The sequence below is a fragment of the Pseudomonas sp. BP11-1-1 genome, from assembly GCF_052112105.1.
GTDB classification, from domain to species: Bacteria; Pseudomonadota; Gammaproteobacteria; order Pseudomonadales; family Pseudomonadaceae; genus Aquipseudomonas; species Aquipseudomonas alvandae.
Genome location: NZ_JAUTYU010000004.1, coordinates 222,926 through 235,543, shown reverse-complemented (window position 1 = coordinate 235,543; position 12,618 = coordinate 222,926). Strand labels below are relative to the sequence as shown.

Below are 12,618 nucleotides of genomic sequence, written 5' to 3'. Positions count from 1 at the left end.
TGCCGCTCGAAGCTGTTTTTGAAAAAAACTCAATCCTGCTATTGACTTAGCTTCAGTATCTGCGTAAATTTCGCGGCCTCAACGCAGCAAAGGGTGATTAGCTCAGCCGGGAGAGCGTCTGCCTTACAAGCAGAATGTCGGCGGTTCGATCCCGTCATCACCCACCATGTTTCTTGAGAGTCTTGCGAAAGCAAGATGGAAGCTGTCAAAAGCCTCCACCGACGCGCAGCGGTAGTTCAGTCGGTTAGAATACCGGCCTGTCACGCCGGGGGTCGCGGGTTCGAGTCCCGTCCGCTGCGCCATATTTTCCGAAGCAGGTTCGCCTGGTTCGAGATCCAAGCCTACGGGTTTTGATCAGACGAGTTAGATGGACGAAAGTCCACAGCGATACGCAGCGGTAGTTCAGTCGGTTAGAATACCGGCCTGTCACGCCGGGGGTCGCGGGTTCGAGTCCCGTCCGCTGCGCCATATCTGCTTCGAGGCCCACTGAACGCCTTGAAGCTAAGAAGAAAGCTGAAGAGCTTCTTCCAATCGATAGCAAAGACCCTGGTCGAAAGACCGGGGTTTTTTGTTTCCGGGATTTGAAGATTGGAACAGCCCCCTGTGGCGAGGGAGCTTGCTCCCGCTGGGCTGCAAAGCAGCCCCTCGGTGAAATGGCGAACTCGCCTCAGAACCCCAACCGATCCCGCAACCCGTAATACCAAGCCCCCATCGCGGCAAACGGCGTACGCAACAACTGACCACCCGGGAAGGGGTAGTGCGGCAGGTCCGCAAACGCATCAAAACGCTCTGCCTGCCCACGCAGCGCCTCGGCCAGCACCTTGCCCGCCAAATGCGTATACGTCACGCCATGGCCGCTGCAGCCCTGCGAATAATAAATGTTATCCCCCAGCCGCCCGACCTGCGGAAGACGCGACAGCGTCAGCAGGAAATTTCCGGTCCAGGCGTAATCGATCTTCACATCCTTGAGTTGCGGAAACGCCTTGAGCATCTTCGGTCGAATGATCGCCTCGATGTTCGCTGGGTCCCTCGCGCCATACACCACGCCGCCACCGAAAATCAGACGCTTGTCGCCTGTCAGTCGGTAGTAATCGAGCAGGTAGTTGCAGTCTTCGACACAATAATCCTGTGGCAACAGGCGATGAGCCAGTTCATCACCCAGTGGCTCGGTGGCGATCACCTGCGTACCGCAGGGCATCGACTTGGCTGCCAGCTCCGGCACCAGATTGCCCAGGTAAGCATTGCCCGCCACGATAATGAACTTGGCCCTGACCTTGCCCTGCGGCGTATGCACAACCGGACTGGCGCCACGCTCGATGCGCACTGCTGGCGACTGCTCGTAAATCACCCCGCCCAGCGACTCCACAGCCGCCGCTTCGCCCAACGCCAGATTGAGCGGATGAATATGCCCACCGCTCATGTCCAGCATGCCACCCACATACTCATCGCAAGCCACCACCTCGCGAATACGCCGCTGATCCAGCAGCTCCAGTTGCGTATGACCGAAACGCTCCCATAGACGCTTCTGCGACTCCAGGTGACCCATCTGTTTAGCAGTGAGGGCGGCGAACACACCGCCGTCCTTCAAATCGCACTGAATCTGATACTTCGCCACCCGCTCGCGAATGATCCGCCCACCCTCGAACGCCATGTTGCCGAGCAACTGCGCCTGCTGCGGACCAACGCTGCGCTCGATCACATCGATGTCGCGGCTATAGCTGTTGACGATCTGACCGCCGTTGCGACCCGAAGCACCAAACCCAACCTTGGCTGCCTCAACGATCGTGACCTTGAAACCGTGCTCCAGCAAAAACAGCGCGGAAGACAACCCCGTATAGCCCGCACCGATCACGCACACATCGGTTTCGACATCATCCTGCAGGGCAGGGCGCGAAGGCGCCGGATTGGCCGATGCGGCGTAATACGACGCTGGGTAGGATGTGTTCGCCATTCTGGAACCTCTGTTTTATATTTTTTACGAATGCGGCGATCCTACCCGAGATAAAAATCCGCCGCCAGCCACCCCTAAATCTTCGTTGTATCGGTGAAATTAAATATTTTGCATATTCATAGGGTTAGGTGAAAAAAAGGTGTTGACACCCCTCCGGAATTCCGTAGAATGCCGCCTCACAGCAGGCACGTAGCTCAGTTGGTTAGAGCACCACCTTGACATGGTGGGGGTCGTTGGTTCGAGTCCAATCGCGCCTACCAAACAAAATCCGCTCTGCTGGGCGGTCTAGAAGGGCTCACCGAAAGGTGGGCCCTTTTTTGTTGGCTGCGGATTTTACAGCAGGATTTTGCCCCTTTTATTGGGCGGACCTCGATTACATAAGGATATGGTCATGCGGGTTGTCGGTTTCGTAACTTTTTTTGCTGCAGCACTTGCTGGCTGCTCTGGAATACCATCAGTTCCCTACGAAGAGCCTGCTCAATCAGAGGGCACGGCGCGTGTACGCGTTATCACGAACTCCGACGTGTTAGGCGATAGCATCGTCGGCGGTTGTGCTCCTGCCACCCAACATAAAATGGCTGAAGCTGGACGTTTCGGGCAGGATGGAACGGCGAACATCAATTATCCGCAGTATCCCCTGAAGTCGGCGAGCTTAGGCATGCCGCAGAGAGTTTGGCCCACTCTGACCCAGTACATCCCTGCGCTTCGGAGGGGGGAAGGGGTATACAAGGAGATCGTAACCGAATATCGCGTCAGGACGGATCTGCCTTTCCAAATCGCAACCCGGGGCGCGACCATTGCTGGCAATGGCAACACTTACCGAACCTGCGGTGGCCGGGCGCTCGTCTACAAGCTGGAGCCGGGAAAGGACTACGAAGCAGTGGTAGGGGTCGATAGCAGTCCAAACAAAGATGGCGACCAAGCGCTTATTTGCATGTTGGCAGTTCTTGAGCTGAGCGCGGTGCCTGGCACTTCAATTGTGATTCCCCAAAAGTTGACGCCTGCTGCGGCTCCGCAGGTGGCCTGCAAAATTTGATGACAGGAAATAAGCAGGATTTGGCCTTAATTGCGATGATGGCAGCAATGAAGCAAGTCGTGCTTGCTTGGCAAATAGAAGGATAGGGGAGTTATGACAAGCTGTTTGAGGACGCTCGGAGCTAACCTCGCTAACAGTGTAGTGATCCCCGCCGCTTGGTTATCGGGGCTTGCGACGACAGGACTCTTGTGGGGCATGATACGGTTTTCGCCCGATAAGCTTACAGTCGAAGGACGTCAGCTCTTCTTGGCTTCTATTTCTATTTTTTGCCTCTCCATATGGCATTTGATACGGCGCAAGCGGCGAGCAAAAGTTCTTGTAGCGTCCATCAACCTAAAAGAAGGTCTGAGCCTTGACGATAATCAGTTGCTCGGCTTTCCAACCCCCCTATTTTTTGTGTTTGACCCCTCCAACAAGAAACTCGCTCAATGCCAAAGCGCCACCGGCGATTATCAAATTCAAGACTTCACGTGGGTAACAGGCTGGCAGTGTGAGTGGCAACAGATTGACAGCAAGGTATCGGGCGGCGTTCTTCAAATAGTCGAAGGGGCAGGCACGAGCGTTCCAGCCGACGAAATTCGGCGCAGATTCATAAGATTCTCTCTGGTTTTGACGGTTGCCGATGCAGGTCATCCTCTGCTCCGTTTTCCAATGAGCCGGAGCGCAGTTGAAGGGTGGTGTGCCCGGTGCAATGTACTTTTCAAGCGCTGAATACGAAGCATCACAGCAGAAGATAACTATCTTTAAAACTCGCGACAGCGCCAAAATGAGCGCCGCGAAAGGCATTAGCGCAAATTCCTACACAAATCTCAGAAGCCAGCACATTGCAGCATTGAGATTGCGTCTAGAGGCGCTTCGGTGTCGATGAGCAGGGTTGCGGGATGCAGTCGGTGCCGGTGATGGGCATGTAGGCTTTCTCGTCCCTAGCCGGGGTCCTTGGCGATCTGCGCCTTGCCGCGGGCCTTGGCTACATAACCAATCGCTCGGAGGAACTCTTCGCTGTCTCCGTCAGCCAACACTTGGGAGAGGTATTCACTGATTGCTTCATCGTTATCGAGCAGCGCGGCCATATCAAATGTCGTCAGGTTTTGGCTCATGTTCAAATCTCCTTTGCCAATTTTTTCGCTCGCCGAATATCAGCATTTTGTGAAGATTTGTCACCACCTGCCAATAGCACGATGACCACTCCACCGCGCATGGTGAAATAGACTCTGTACCCAGCGCCTACGTCCACGCGCAACTCTGAAACCCATCTTCGTTTCAAAGATCACCGATTTCCCGCAATCACCCCACGCATATACTGATTCAAATCCCGCAGATCCATAACGCTCCAAGCATGTGGTGGTAACCGTACCCCATTCTCTCGCAACGTCTTCGGAATCAAGTCGCCATTCGGACGAAGGATTATCGATGACACAATTACGCCCGGATAATCACTCAGCCGCTTTTTGAAGGCGGACGTCGTGAGGTCAGGCGTGGGAGGGTTGCTTTTTCCAGCCAGTGGTCCCGTTGCCTTGAGGTCTGTTCCGTGACACATGGCACATCTCTGCAAATAGAGTTTTTCGCCGTTGACGTTATCTGCGAAGGAAGACGAAGGCTGTATGAGCGATAAGATTCCTAGCGCAGCAATGAGTAGCTTTCTCGCAATCGGCGAAAAAGTGCTCGGCAAGCATTTGCTCATGAGGACCGTCCATGGTTCGAAGGGGCCACAGGATGACGCATCTACCCGCTGGCTTGCAAAAATAGATACCCTCCATGCCGGACGCCCGCTAGCATGACGACGCTTCGTAGGAGACGGAGCGGTCCATTGCCATTAAAAAGGAGCGTCGTACTTTGAAAACCATTGACCGGATTTTGCTGGGACTGGGTCTGTTGATTCCTCTTTGGTTGTTCGCGGGTGTGGCGCTGACGTCGCTGGGCTATCCGGGTTATAGCCATCTCGACCAGGCGATGAGTATGTTGGGCGCGGTAGGGGCTCCCACGCATGGTTATTCGGCCTGGGTGAATAACTTTCCGCTGGGTGTGCTATTCGTACTGTTCGCGATAGGTTTGATACGCAACTTCGGGGGATCGCGCCTCGCTCTGTTCAGCGCCGTTTTAGTATTGCTCCATGGCTTGGCGAGCTTTGCTGCTGGCTATTTTTCGTGTGATCAGGGATGTGCGCCGGCGCAGCCTTCAATTTCCCAGCAGGTTCATAACCTGGCGGGTTTGATCATGTTCGTCACGCTGGCGCTGGCCATTGTGTTGTGGACTTTCCTCGGCAAACGACTGTTGTCGTCACCTGGTTTCGGAAGGTTCTCGATGCTTTGCTTGATCCTGGCTGTCGTGACGGTCGCGATGATGTCCAAGGCATTCGCCGAAGGGCATGGATTTGGCCTGTACCAAAGGCTTAATTACGGGGTATGCGTCGTGTGGATTGCGGCCTTGGCATGGATCGCTCTTCGTGCTGAAGTGACCCCGGCAAGCGCCCGTTAATGGGCGGCTCATAACCGGTCTGCCCCGGCGGACATACTTGACCTCCATCTCACCGATTTTTGGATAGGGAAATCAATGAACAACTCCAAGCTTTCGATTGCACTGTCCTGTGCTGTTGCGCTTTTGATGTTGAGCGGATGCGCTGCTTCCGTCAAAAGCGGCGGGACAGAAACGCTGGTCATCCAAGAGTCAGCCAAGCAAAACCTGGTGGTGAACTTCCAGGGAAACAGCAAGGTTCAACAGAACGAGGACTGGCCTCGCTTGAAACAGGAATGGCACGATGCACTGCAAGTCGAAGCGACTCGCGCCGGCTACAGCCTTGCGGAGGGCCAGGCTTCGAGTCCTGGGGGTAAAGAGGGGGTTGGCATCAAGATCAACGTGAGCAATTTCCGTTATCTGACGCCTGGCGCACGCTACGGTGCAGGAGTCATGGTGGGGAATGCGTGGGTCAACTCCAGCGCAGATTACTCGGACTTGAAATCAGGCCGCCTGATCGGCACCCGGACGTATGACACGTCGTCGTCTGCCTGGGAAGGCGTCATGTCGGCGATGACCAAGGAGCAGGTCGAGGCTATTTCCCAGAAAATCATCAGTGACATCAAGGGCGCAAAAGCCAAGTAAGGCGAGGAGCCCGGTTCGCTTTCAATCTTTGTTCGGTTTTCTGGAAAAAAGCGCCATGCCTTTTGGGGCGGCTTCGCCCGAAGCGTCGGACCGTCCCAGCGGGAGCAAGCTCCCTCGCCACGGGATTTTTTGTGTCGCGCCTCAGGCAGCCATAGGCCAACCAACGCGCGCTGCACGGCGGAGGCTGGCCTTGACAACCAAGCGGTGAAACGGAGCAATAACAAAAAGGTAGGCCCGGCCCAGACGGTTGTGACAATGGACCACGGTTGAAAACACCAGTTGGCGATTGCCCTCTGGCTCTGCCTCTCCTGAACACAGGATCGATATCCGGAAGTCGAGGTGCTTGTCGTCCTCTCCCAAGACGATTTCGGTCTGGTTCGTGCTGTAGACCTTGAAGATTTGAATCCGATCAGCAAGCGTCGCCAGATGCCTGGCTGTCTTGAGACCAAAGCAGGCAGCGATGGTGTCTCGGACTTTCATGAGCCATCCGATCCAGGATGGTTGGTTGGAAAGGATGAATCGAGCCAGCGAATCTGGATCGCCGGATGTGCCCGCAGGTAGCCGAATCGCAAAAGCGTCCGCCAGGTTCATCGACTTGTAAAGGTGCGTGATGCCGGACCTTGAGGGGACTGGCACGGACGTGATGAGCTCAAATTTTCGGGGCATAGGGGATCTCTGCTGAGTGCTACTACCATTAGACGACATGCCATGTCGCTTTTTTTGTTGGGCGGCGCCCATTTCTGCTTGTCGGATACTGAGCCCGATCAAGGCATCATAGAGTGCTTGTTGCCCCGCTGGCAGAACAGGGAGCAATGTCGCACGGCGCTTGTCGACATCGAACCAGGATTCGATCAACCATCCCACCAGATAGAGCGCCGAAAGGCATCCACCCGCGGTTGCCACATTCCCTTGGCATACAAGCGGCTGGTCCACGGATTCGAGTCCCAGGGCTTGCAAGCCCGATCGTGCATCCGGGTGCGTAGTTGCCCGGCCGCTGAGCAGCCCAAGCCGTTCGAGAATGAAAGCTCCAGCGCAGATGGAGCCGATTCGCTGGCGTCTGGGGGCAAGTTCGAACGATGGCAGGAAATCCGGGGCGGCCAGTGCGGCGGGTATCCCTTCCTTGCCGCTGACGAACAATACCGCGTCGGCGCTGTTGGCCTCGGAAAGCGGACCGTGCACTGAAACAGGCAGGCCATGGGCCGAACGCACGATAGCGCTGGAAGCCAATATTCGGACGTGCCAGTCTTTGGTGTTGCGGCCCAAGATGTCCCACATCAGGAATAGGTCGATATCCGTGAACTGGTCGAAAGCAACTAGAACGATTTTCTTCAAGGCGAGCTCCATCAAAACTGCTGGCGTATGAAACGCAACGGCCATCTTTGCCGGTATTCGCAAGGTATCAATCGGTTGCGCGCCATACACAGCCTGTATGGTGCGAAATAGGAGCGAAATAACGAATGGAAAAACTAACGCGTAACCATTGGATCGCGGCTGGTTTTGAGGCCCTCGACCAGGTAGGGCATATTGGCATTTCAGCCGAAAGTCTATCGCGCCGATTGAATGTGACGCGCGGATCGTTCTATCACCATTTCCATAATCGCGAAGATTTTGTTCGCACTTTGCTAACCGCCTGGGAAGAAGACTACACGGAGCGCATGCTCGCTTATGCGGGGGAGGGGCGTAGCGCGGGCGATACCTTGAAACGCTACTTGAGCATTGCCGCTGAGAAACAACCTGGCCGGGAAATTTCCATCCGCGCCTGGTCGCTGCACGATCCGTTGGTAGGCGAGTTCCAGCAGCGAGTTGACACAACACGACTCGACTTCGCGATACGAACGGGTCGCCGCTTGGCTCATCTGCCAGGCGAAGCAGAAGTGATTGGTCATGTGGCCCACCTGTGCCTGATTGGCGGACAACAATCAGGGTTGCGGCGTGATGCCGCTCGCTTCAACAGTTTCGTGCATCGAGCCTTTTCGCTTTTCGAAGGGGTCTTCCACTCGTCGCGGACATAGCACTTCCTATGTAAGCAAGCCCTCTCATACGTATGCGCAGAACTGCGCTCCAGACAGGAGAGGGATTATGGTGATTGATAATAACGGTCCGGAAGCGCCATATCCGGGGCCAGATGAGAAAGCGCCTGATACGGGCAAAGGACATGGTTCCGGTCTTGAGCAGGCTGAGTCTGAGCCAAAGCAGGGCACTGGCGAGAGGCCTGAAGATTGGAATCCGCCGCCTGGAAACCCCGGGTCCGACCAGGACGCCCAGACGAATCGTGGCAACGGTGGTGCGAAGTAGGCTAAGGCTGGCGCTGATTATTCACAGAGAGTCGGCCATCTGGGCTTGAGCGTGGCGCTCTGCGATGCTTAGGTGCACCGTCGGGTGCCTCGTGGTATGCCTGTAATGTGAAAGCGCCGACCCACCTTGAAGAAAGCATCAGTGAACATGCCAAAGAAACAACCAGACGACAAAACGACAGCCAGTGCTGCCGAAATCGAGCGATCTATCCTGGCGCTCAACAAGATGGCTGAGCGCCTGTGGGGAGATGGTCGGGAAGCCGAGGCACAGGCACTCTTAAAGGCGCTGGATGCGTTAAACCGCGCCCTTGACCGCATAAGGATAGGGGAAAGCCGCAGAGTGCTTCATTGAAGACCCGGTTTGGTGCCGGGCTTGTTTGTGGTCAAGCGTGTGCTGCTCGTTCAAACACTTCTTCCGCCCACTGGTTCAGGCTTTTGCCAGCGGCTTGGGCTGCAATGGTAGCCGCGGCGTGCACTTCCGGGCGGATGCGCAGCATTACCTTCCCCGAAGCGGGCTTCTCTGGGCTGATACCTTGCTCGGCACAGTCCGCCAAATAATCCTCAATCGCGGCAGCAAATTCCGCTCGTAGCTCCGCCACTGAGTCGGCATGGAAGCTGATGATGTCACGGACGCCCAGGACCCGGCCGACAAAGATGTCGTCGCGCTCATCAAATTCAACTCGGGCTGTGTAACCCTTATAAGTCATGCTGTTCATAGCTCTACTCCTGCCCGCTGGAAAAATTCACGAGCCTCTTCTACCTGATATTTCTTGGCTTCCTTTCCGGGGTGCGGCCGATGACAGCGTCACTGGGCCTCTCGTAGCACGAGCTTGACCCGCGATCCTTGGCGTTCCAACACTTGACCGCCCAAATGGACGACTAAAGCCTCAATGTCAGCAAACACTACCGTCGCGCTGGTTGGCGTGTGGTAGATCGCTTCCCAAATTTTCCGGTGCCTGTTGTTCATTTTGCTCATGCTATCAAAAAAAGATAGCAGGATCCTACCAGTACTGTTCTCACCGAGGTTTGACGCAGGGACGGAATTTTCATTTCGGCATTTTTCCGAGGAAATAGCTCCGTCTCCATCCTCCATCCTGATGTGGCTCTCCGTGAAGAATCACCTTGTCCTGCAACAAACTTCTTTGATGGTGCTATCCAACTCAACCAACATTCCGCCCCAACACCCACTCACTAAAAGCCCGCACCTCCACCTGCCGCTCCCGCCCCGGCACGCACACCACCGTATACCGCGCCCCCGCCAAACGAACCTCAGGCCGGTAATCAATCAACTCCCCACGCGCAACCGCGTCGGCAACCAGCACATTGCTGGCAAGCACCAGCCCGTGCCCCGCGACCGCCGCCTGCAAGGCATGCTGTTCCTCGTCATAACGTCGAAAGCGCGCGTTCTCCAGCCAGCCCAGAGTGCCGGCCTTGGCGCACCATGCAGCCCAATCGACCGCGACATTTGCGCTGCTCAGCCATGGCACGTCGATGAGTTCGACGGGCGAGCCCGCTGTGGGCGGTTGCCAACCGGGTTGGCAATAAGCACCAAAGTATTCATCCAGTAGAGGTTGCTCGAACAGGTGAGGATCTGGCGCGAAGAGGGCCCGGATCGCCAGGTCGATGCTGGCGTCACGTTGTAGGTCGACCACGTCGTTGCTGCTGTGCAGCCTGACGTCAATCTCCGGATGCAACCGATGAAAGTCTCCGAGCCGAGGTATCAGCCACAGGCTGGCGAACGCTGGCGTTGTGCTCACCACCAAGGACTGTGCGGTACACGACGGCACCAGCATTTGCAGGCCGTGTTGGATATCGAGTAGGGCGCGGTGCAGGTACGGCTGGAGGCGTTCGCCGTCAGCGCTCAGGCGCACGTTTTGGCTGGAGCGTTCGAACAGTCGCACGCCGAGAAACGCTTCGAGGCTTTTGACCTGATGGGAGATCGCCGCCGGGCTGACATTCAGTTCCTGGGCCGCCGCCTTGAAGCTACCCAGCCGTGCGGCGGATTCGAAGCCGCGCAACGCGGTAAGGGGCAGTTTGGCGAACATGGGCGGGAAGGTTACTCAGATTGAGCGTGGCTCAATTTAGCTCAATTGAGCGTGAGCGCTCAACTTGCCAGGCTGTGGTTCCTTCTCGGTTCCTGGAGTCCATCGATGCAAGGCGCAGCTCGCAGAATTCTTCAGGCCATACTCTATGAGGCCGGTGGTGTGCTTTTTGTCGCGCCATCCCTTGCGCTCGTCTATGGGCAGGGCATGGCCTATTCGACCCTGCTGTCGCTGGTGATTTCTGCCGTTGCGCTGGCCTGGAACATGCTTTTCAACGGCCTGTTCGAATGGTGGGAGCGGCGTCAGCGCAGCCGCCATCGCAATTGGCAACGTCGACTGCTTCATTCCCTTGGATTCGAGGGCGGCTTGACGCTGATCCTGACGCCGGTGATTGGAGCCTGGTTGGGTATCAGCCTGTGGTTGGCGCTGGTGACGAACCTGGGCTTGTTTGTATTTTTCTTTTTTTACTCGCTGGTTTTTCAGTGGATATTCGATCGAGTGTTCGATGTTCCGCTTTCGGCGCAGGCGCGTTCTGATTGAACTGCCGGCGCGATGAACACGGCGGATTCCTAATCACTCGACCGTGCAAACCCAATGATGATCCTGCCGATAGGGTGCGCGGATAAACGCCACGTCGGATACCAGTACCATGCCGCGTTCTTGAAGTGCTTCGGTCAGTTGTACGAGTGTCTCTGCTTCGATAGTCATCGCTGTTACCTCGTCAGATTACTGCGTTCATAATTGTTGACCGAACGTCACGGCGGGTAATTCATTTTTTCTAACAGGCTTATCGAGGGGCGCGAATACCTACAAAAAAGCCCTACAGTCATGTAGGGCTTTTAGATTATTTTTTCAGTTGCCTGCGAACATCTTCGGCTCCTGCCCCAACGGCCTTGACCGCTGCCTTGAGTTCGTCTTCGGTTACGCCGAACTCTTTTGTCCAGTATCTCAGTTCCCACTCTTCGGAAGTGTTGATGCGGCTCCGGTCTCGCGGTCCGCGGTTGCTCAAGTCGTCAGCCATTTTCGAGTCCTTGGAAGAAAGCCTGGTTATCCCAGGCGACTTCCAATAGACACTCAGGCTTGACGGTTTACGCCATTTTTATGCGCACTGACGATTAAACCCGTTATCAGAGACGCATGCCCTTGAGCGGATTCCAGTCTTGCTCGCCTTTGATTTCTTTCAAGTAGTAAGCGTAGTTGGTCATCAGCGCGTACATCATCGACATCGCGACGTTCAGGCCCATGCTCAAAGGTCGGGGGAAATCCATGCCGATAATGGCGAAGACCACGCTCAATACGATGTTGATCGCCAGGAAAGCCCCAAGCAGGGCCAGGTTTTTCTTCCAGAGTCCCAGGACAAACAGGTAGATCGGGCCGAAGAAAAACGCGATCACGTTGGCATTGATCAATATTTTTTTCTTGAAGTCCGGCAGCGTCTTGACGGCTTCCTTGTAGCGCGGGTCGTTGGGTGCGCCATAGGTTTCAAAGAAGTCAAAGCGTTCTTGCCATTTGGCGCTGTATTTGTCGGTGCTTTCCACGTGCTCGGGGGTGCTCATTTTTATCGTTCCTTGTTTTCCATGAAAGAATTCGTTCTCTCGAGAGGTCGCGCGACTTTGAAGCAGTTTTACTGTCCGCTTTATAAGCGTTCGCGCACGAAAATACCGCACTGGCTGTTTAGCTGACTCGCTGATCTGTGATGGGCATCACGGTAGATCCTGCGGACGCAGGCATGGCGCTTGGGGGAAGGCTAGAGAAGTTGAAGGCAGGCGAACGTGACGCGCCCGTTTTATAACGGGCGACAGGTTGATCAAATACCAGGGCAAACCGTCAAATCACGGCCTCGGCAAAAACATGCTCCGTCGCTATGGTCAAGAAGTGCAGCGGCATTTCATGTGTAGGCTGGGTGGACGGCATTTCAAAACTGCCCACTATCTGGCTTTGAAGCGCATTCAGCCGCATCGACTCTTCTTCCTTTAACTTTGCCATTCTCGCGTGGTTCGCTGCGATTTCGTTGAGAGTTGACACGGTACATCTCCGGTGGCTGACCAAGCGTTGAGAATTTGCTGCCGCGCCAGGAAGACGTCGTCCTGCGCTGCTACCACGGTCCGCTGCAAACCTTGAGCCAGACACGCCCGCGTGACGTTCGCGAAGTTTCAAAGGCGACCAGTGGCCGTCGAGGCCGGCAACGTTTCAACCATG

At 55.7% G+C, this 12,618-nt stretch carries 16 protein-coding genes, 4 tRNA genes and 3 pseudogenes; 11 read left to right on the top strand and 12 right to left on the bottom strand.

Annotation, left to right across the window (positions count from 1 at the left end; all coding sequences use genetic code 11):
- The first annotated feature begins 91 nt into the window (after nucleotides 1–91).
- The 3 genes from Q7C33_RS10840 to Q7C33_RS10830 all read left to right on the top strand — a co-directional run bounded on the left by Q7C33_RS10840 (nucleotide 92) and on the right by Q7C33_RS10830 (nucleotide 468).
- Nucleotides 92–167 (top strand) — tRNA-Val (locus Q7C33_RS10840).
- A 58-nt stretch (nucleotides 168–225) separates the two neighbouring features.
- A tRNA-Asp gene (locus tag Q7C33_RS10835) sits at nucleotides 226–302 on the top strand.
- A gap of 89 nt (nucleotides 303–391) precedes the next feature.
- Nucleotides 392–468: transfer RNA gene (locus Q7C33_RS10830), tRNA-Asp, on the top strand.
- Nucleotides 469–667: 199 nt separating this feature from the next.
- On the opposite strand, the gene Q7C33_RS10825 is transcribed toward Q7C33_RS10830, so the two are convergent.
- Complete coding sequence (locus tag Q7C33_RS10825) at nucleotides 668–1,951, bottom strand: NAD(P)/FAD-dependent oxidoreductase (protein ID WP_258647982.1); 1,284 nt, start codon at nucleotides 1,949–1,951, stop codon at nucleotides 668–670.
- A gap of 183 nt (nucleotides 1,952–2,134) precedes the next feature.
- Between Q7C33_RS10825 and Q7C33_RS10820 the strand changes: the two genes are divergently transcribed.
- The 3 genes from Q7C33_RS10820 to Q7C33_RS10810 all read left to right on the top strand — a co-directional run bounded on the left by Q7C33_RS10820 (nucleotide 2,135) and on the right by Q7C33_RS10810 (nucleotide 3,698).
- Nucleotides 2,135–2,211: transfer RNA gene (locus Q7C33_RS10820), tRNA-Val, on the top strand.
- Nucleotides 2,212–2,342: 131 nt separating this feature from the next.
- Complete coding sequence (locus Q7C33_RS10815) at nucleotides 2,343–2,987, top strand: hypothetical protein (RefSeq protein WP_030138067.1); 645 nt, start codon at nucleotides 2,343–2,345, stop codon at nucleotides 2,985–2,987.
- Between the two features lie 195 nt (nucleotides 2,988–3,182).
- A complete protein-coding gene (locus Q7C33_RS10810; RefSeq protein WP_323155705.1) occupies nucleotides 3,183–3,698 on the top strand; it encodes a hypothetical protein in 516 nt (171 codons plus the stop codon).
- 215 nt (nucleotides 3,699–3,913) lie between these two features.
- Here the strand turns inward: Q7C33_RS10810 and Q7C33_RS10805 are convergent.
- From Q7C33_RS10805 to Q7C33_RS10795, 3 genes and pseudogenes are all read right to left on the bottom strand, one after another.
- Nucleotides 3,914–4,084: pseudogene (locus Q7C33_RS10805) on the bottom strand (addiction module antidote protein); the annotation flags it as partial.
- A 2-nt stretch (nucleotides 4,085–4,086) separates the two neighbouring features.
- Nucleotides 4,087–4,236 (bottom strand): annotated as a pseudogene (locus Q7C33_RS10800) (type II toxin-antitoxin system RelE/ParE family toxin); the annotation flags it as partial.
- 18 nt (nucleotides 4,237–4,254) lie between these two features.
- Nucleotides 4,255–4,668, bottom strand: a complete 414-nt coding sequence (locus tag Q7C33_RS10795) for a c-type cytochrome (protein ID WP_080628503.1) — start codon at nucleotides 4,666–4,668, stop codon at nucleotides 4,255–4,257.
- A gap of 152 nt (nucleotides 4,669–4,820) precedes the next feature.
- On the opposite strand from Q7C33_RS10795, the gene Q7C33_RS10790 reads away from it, so the two are divergent.
- Nucleotides 4,821–5,462: a DUF998 domain-containing protein gene (locus tag Q7C33_RS10790; RefSeq protein WP_217859960.1), complete on the top strand. Its 642-nt coding sequence runs from the start codon at nucleotides 4,821–4,823 to the stop codon at nucleotides 5,460–5,462.
- A gap of 75 nt (nucleotides 5,463–5,537) precedes the next feature.
- Nucleotides 5,538–6,083 carry a DUF4410 domain-containing protein gene (locus Q7C33_RS10785; RefSeq protein ID WP_030138071.1) on the top strand — a complete coding sequence of 182 codons (546 nt, stop codon included), beginning with the start codon at nucleotides 5,538–5,540 and terminating at the stop codon, nucleotides 6,081–6,083.
- Between the two features lie 141 nt (nucleotides 6,084–6,224).
- Here the strand turns inward: Q7C33_RS10785 and Q7C33_RS10780 are convergent, their stop codons facing one another.
- Both Q7C33_RS10780 and Q7C33_RS10775 read right to left on the bottom strand, forming a co-directional pair.
- Nucleotides 6,225–6,749 carry a DUF2867 domain-containing protein gene (locus Q7C33_RS10780; protein ID WP_198796069.1) on the bottom strand — a complete coding sequence of 175 codons (525 nt, stop codon included), beginning with the start codon at nucleotides 6,747–6,749 and terminating at the stop codon, nucleotides 6,225–6,227.
- Between the two features lie 27 nt (nucleotides 6,750–6,776).
- A pseudogene (locus tag Q7C33_RS10775) lies at nucleotides 6,777–7,415 on the bottom strand (DJ-1/PfpI family protein); the annotation flags it as partial.
- A gap of 125 nt (nucleotides 7,416–7,540) precedes the next feature.
- Between Q7C33_RS10775 and Q7C33_RS10770 the strand changes: the two are divergent.
- Nucleotides 7,541–8,095 (top strand): TetR/AcrR family transcriptional regulator, encoded by a 555-nt coding sequence (locus Q7C33_RS10770; protein ID WP_030138074.1) that lies wholly within the window; start codon nucleotides 7,541–7,543, stop codon nucleotides 8,093–8,095.
- Between the two features lie 430 nt (nucleotides 8,096–8,525).
- Nucleotides 8,526–8,729, top strand: coding sequence for a hypothetical protein (locus Q7C33_RS10765; protein ID WP_030138076.1), 204 nt, complete (start codon nucleotides 8,526–8,528; stop codon nucleotides 8,727–8,729).
- 31 nt (nucleotides 8,730–8,760) lie between these two features.
- Here Q7C33_RS10765 and Q7C33_RS10760 read toward each other — a convergent pair whose 3' ends face one another.
- Both Q7C33_RS10760 and Q7C33_RS10755 read right to left on the bottom strand, forming a co-directional pair.
- Nucleotides 8,761–9,093, bottom strand: a complete 333-nt coding sequence (locus tag Q7C33_RS10760; protein WP_407683372.1) for a type II toxin-antitoxin system HicB family antitoxin — start codon at nucleotides 9,091–9,093, stop codon at nucleotides 8,761–8,763.
- A gap of 444 nt (nucleotides 9,094–9,537) precedes the next feature.
- Nucleotides 9,538–10,422: a LysR substrate-binding domain-containing protein gene (locus Q7C33_RS10755; RefSeq protein ID WP_030138078.1), complete on the bottom strand. Its 885-nt coding sequence runs from the start codon at nucleotides 10,420–10,422 to the stop codon at nucleotides 9,538–9,540.
- Between the two features lie 105 nt (nucleotides 10,423–10,527).
- Here Q7C33_RS10755 and Q7C33_RS10750 point away from each other — a divergent pair, with 105 nt between their 5' ends.
- Nucleotides 10,528–10,959: a PACE efflux transporter gene (locus Q7C33_RS10750; RefSeq protein WP_198795982.1), complete on the top strand. Its 432-nt coding sequence runs from the start codon at nucleotides 10,528–10,530 to the stop codon at nucleotides 10,957–10,959.
- A 33-nt stretch (nucleotides 10,960–10,992) separates the two neighbouring features.
- Here Q7C33_RS10750 and Q7C33_RS10745 read toward each other — a convergent pair whose 3' ends face one another.
- The 4 genes from Q7C33_RS10745 to Q7C33_RS10730 form a co-directional block, all read right to left on the bottom strand.
- On the bottom strand, nucleotides 10,993–11,127 hold the full coding sequence (locus tag Q7C33_RS10745) for a hypothetical protein (protein ID WP_258647972.1): 135 nt from the start codon (nucleotides 11,125–11,127) through the stop codon (nucleotides 10,993–10,995).
- Between the two features lie 136 nt (nucleotides 11,128–11,263).
- Nucleotides 11,264–11,440: a DUF3606 domain-containing protein gene (locus tag Q7C33_RS10740; protein WP_080628505.1), complete on the bottom strand. Its 177-nt coding sequence runs from the start codon at nucleotides 11,438–11,440 to the stop codon at nucleotides 11,264–11,266.
- 106 nt (nucleotides 11,441–11,546) lie between these two features.
- A complete protein-coding gene (locus tag Q7C33_RS10735; RefSeq protein ID WP_198795983.1) occupies nucleotides 11,547–11,975 on the bottom strand; it encodes a DUF2628 domain-containing protein in 429 nt (142 codons plus the stop codon).
- 271 nt (nucleotides 11,976–12,246) lie between these two features.
- Complete coding sequence (locus tag Q7C33_RS10730; protein ID WP_198795984.1) at nucleotides 12,247–12,444, bottom strand: hypothetical protein; 198 nt, start codon at nucleotides 12,442–12,444, stop codon at nucleotides 12,247–12,249.
- Between the last annotated feature and the right edge of the window lie 174 nt (nucleotides 12,445–12,618).

Excerpts from the sequence above, each read along its gene's own strand:
- Q7C33_RS10825 (WP_258647982.1), bottom strand. The coding sequence starts at position 1,951 with ATGGCGAACACATCCTACCCAGCGTCGTATTACGCCGCATCGGCCAAT.
- Q7C33_RS10815 (WP_030138067.1), top strand. The coding sequence starts at position 2,343 with ATGCGGGTTGTCGGTTTCGTAACTTTTTTTGCTGCAGCACTTGCTGGC.
- Q7C33_RS10810 (WP_323155705.1), top strand. The coding sequence starts at position 3,183 with ATGATACGGTTTTCGCCCGATAAGCTTACAGTCGAAGGACGTCAGCTC.
- Q7C33_RS10795 (WP_080628503.1), bottom strand. The coding sequence starts at position 4,668 with ATGAGCAAATGCTTGCCGAGCACTTTTTCGCCGATTGCGAGAAAGCTA.
- Q7C33_RS10785 (WP_030138071.1), top strand. The coding sequence starts at position 5,538 with ATGAACAACTCCAAGCTTTCGATTGCACTGTCCTGTGCTGTTGCGCTT.
- Q7C33_RS10780 (WP_198796069.1), bottom strand. The coding sequence starts at position 6,749 with ATGCCCCGAAAATTTGAGCTCATCACGTCCGTGCCAGTCCCCTCAAGG.
- Q7C33_RS10770 (WP_030138074.1), top strand. The coding sequence starts at position 7,541 with ATGGAAAAACTAACGCGTAACCATTGGATCGCGGCTGGTTTTGAGGCC.
- Q7C33_RS10765 (WP_030138076.1), top strand. The coding sequence starts at position 8,526 with ATGCCAAAGAAACAACCAGACGACAAAACGACAGCCAGTGCTGCCGAA.
- Q7C33_RS10760 (WP_407683372.1), bottom strand. The coding sequence starts at position 9,093 with ATGAACAGCATGACTTATAAGGGTTACACAGCCCGAGTTGAATTTGAT.
- Q7C33_RS10755 (WP_030138078.1), bottom strand. The coding sequence starts at position 10,422 with ATGTTCGCCAAACTGCCCCTTACCGCGTTGCGCGGCTTCGAATCCGCC.
- Q7C33_RS10750 (WP_198795982.1), top strand. The coding sequence starts at position 10,528 with ATGCAAGGCGCAGCTCGCAGAATTCTTCAGGCCATACTCTATGAGGCC.
- Q7C33_RS10745 (WP_258647972.1), bottom strand. The coding sequence starts at position 11,127 with ATGACTATCGAAGCAGAGACACTCGTACAACTGACCGAAGCACTTCAA.
- Q7C33_RS10740 (WP_080628505.1), bottom strand. The coding sequence starts at position 11,440 with ATGGCTGACGACTTGAGCAACCGCGGACCGCGAGACCGGAGCCGCATC.
- Q7C33_RS10735 (WP_198795983.1), bottom strand. The coding sequence starts at position 11,975 with ATGAGCACCCCCGAGCACGTGGAAAGCACCGACAAATACAGCGCCAAA.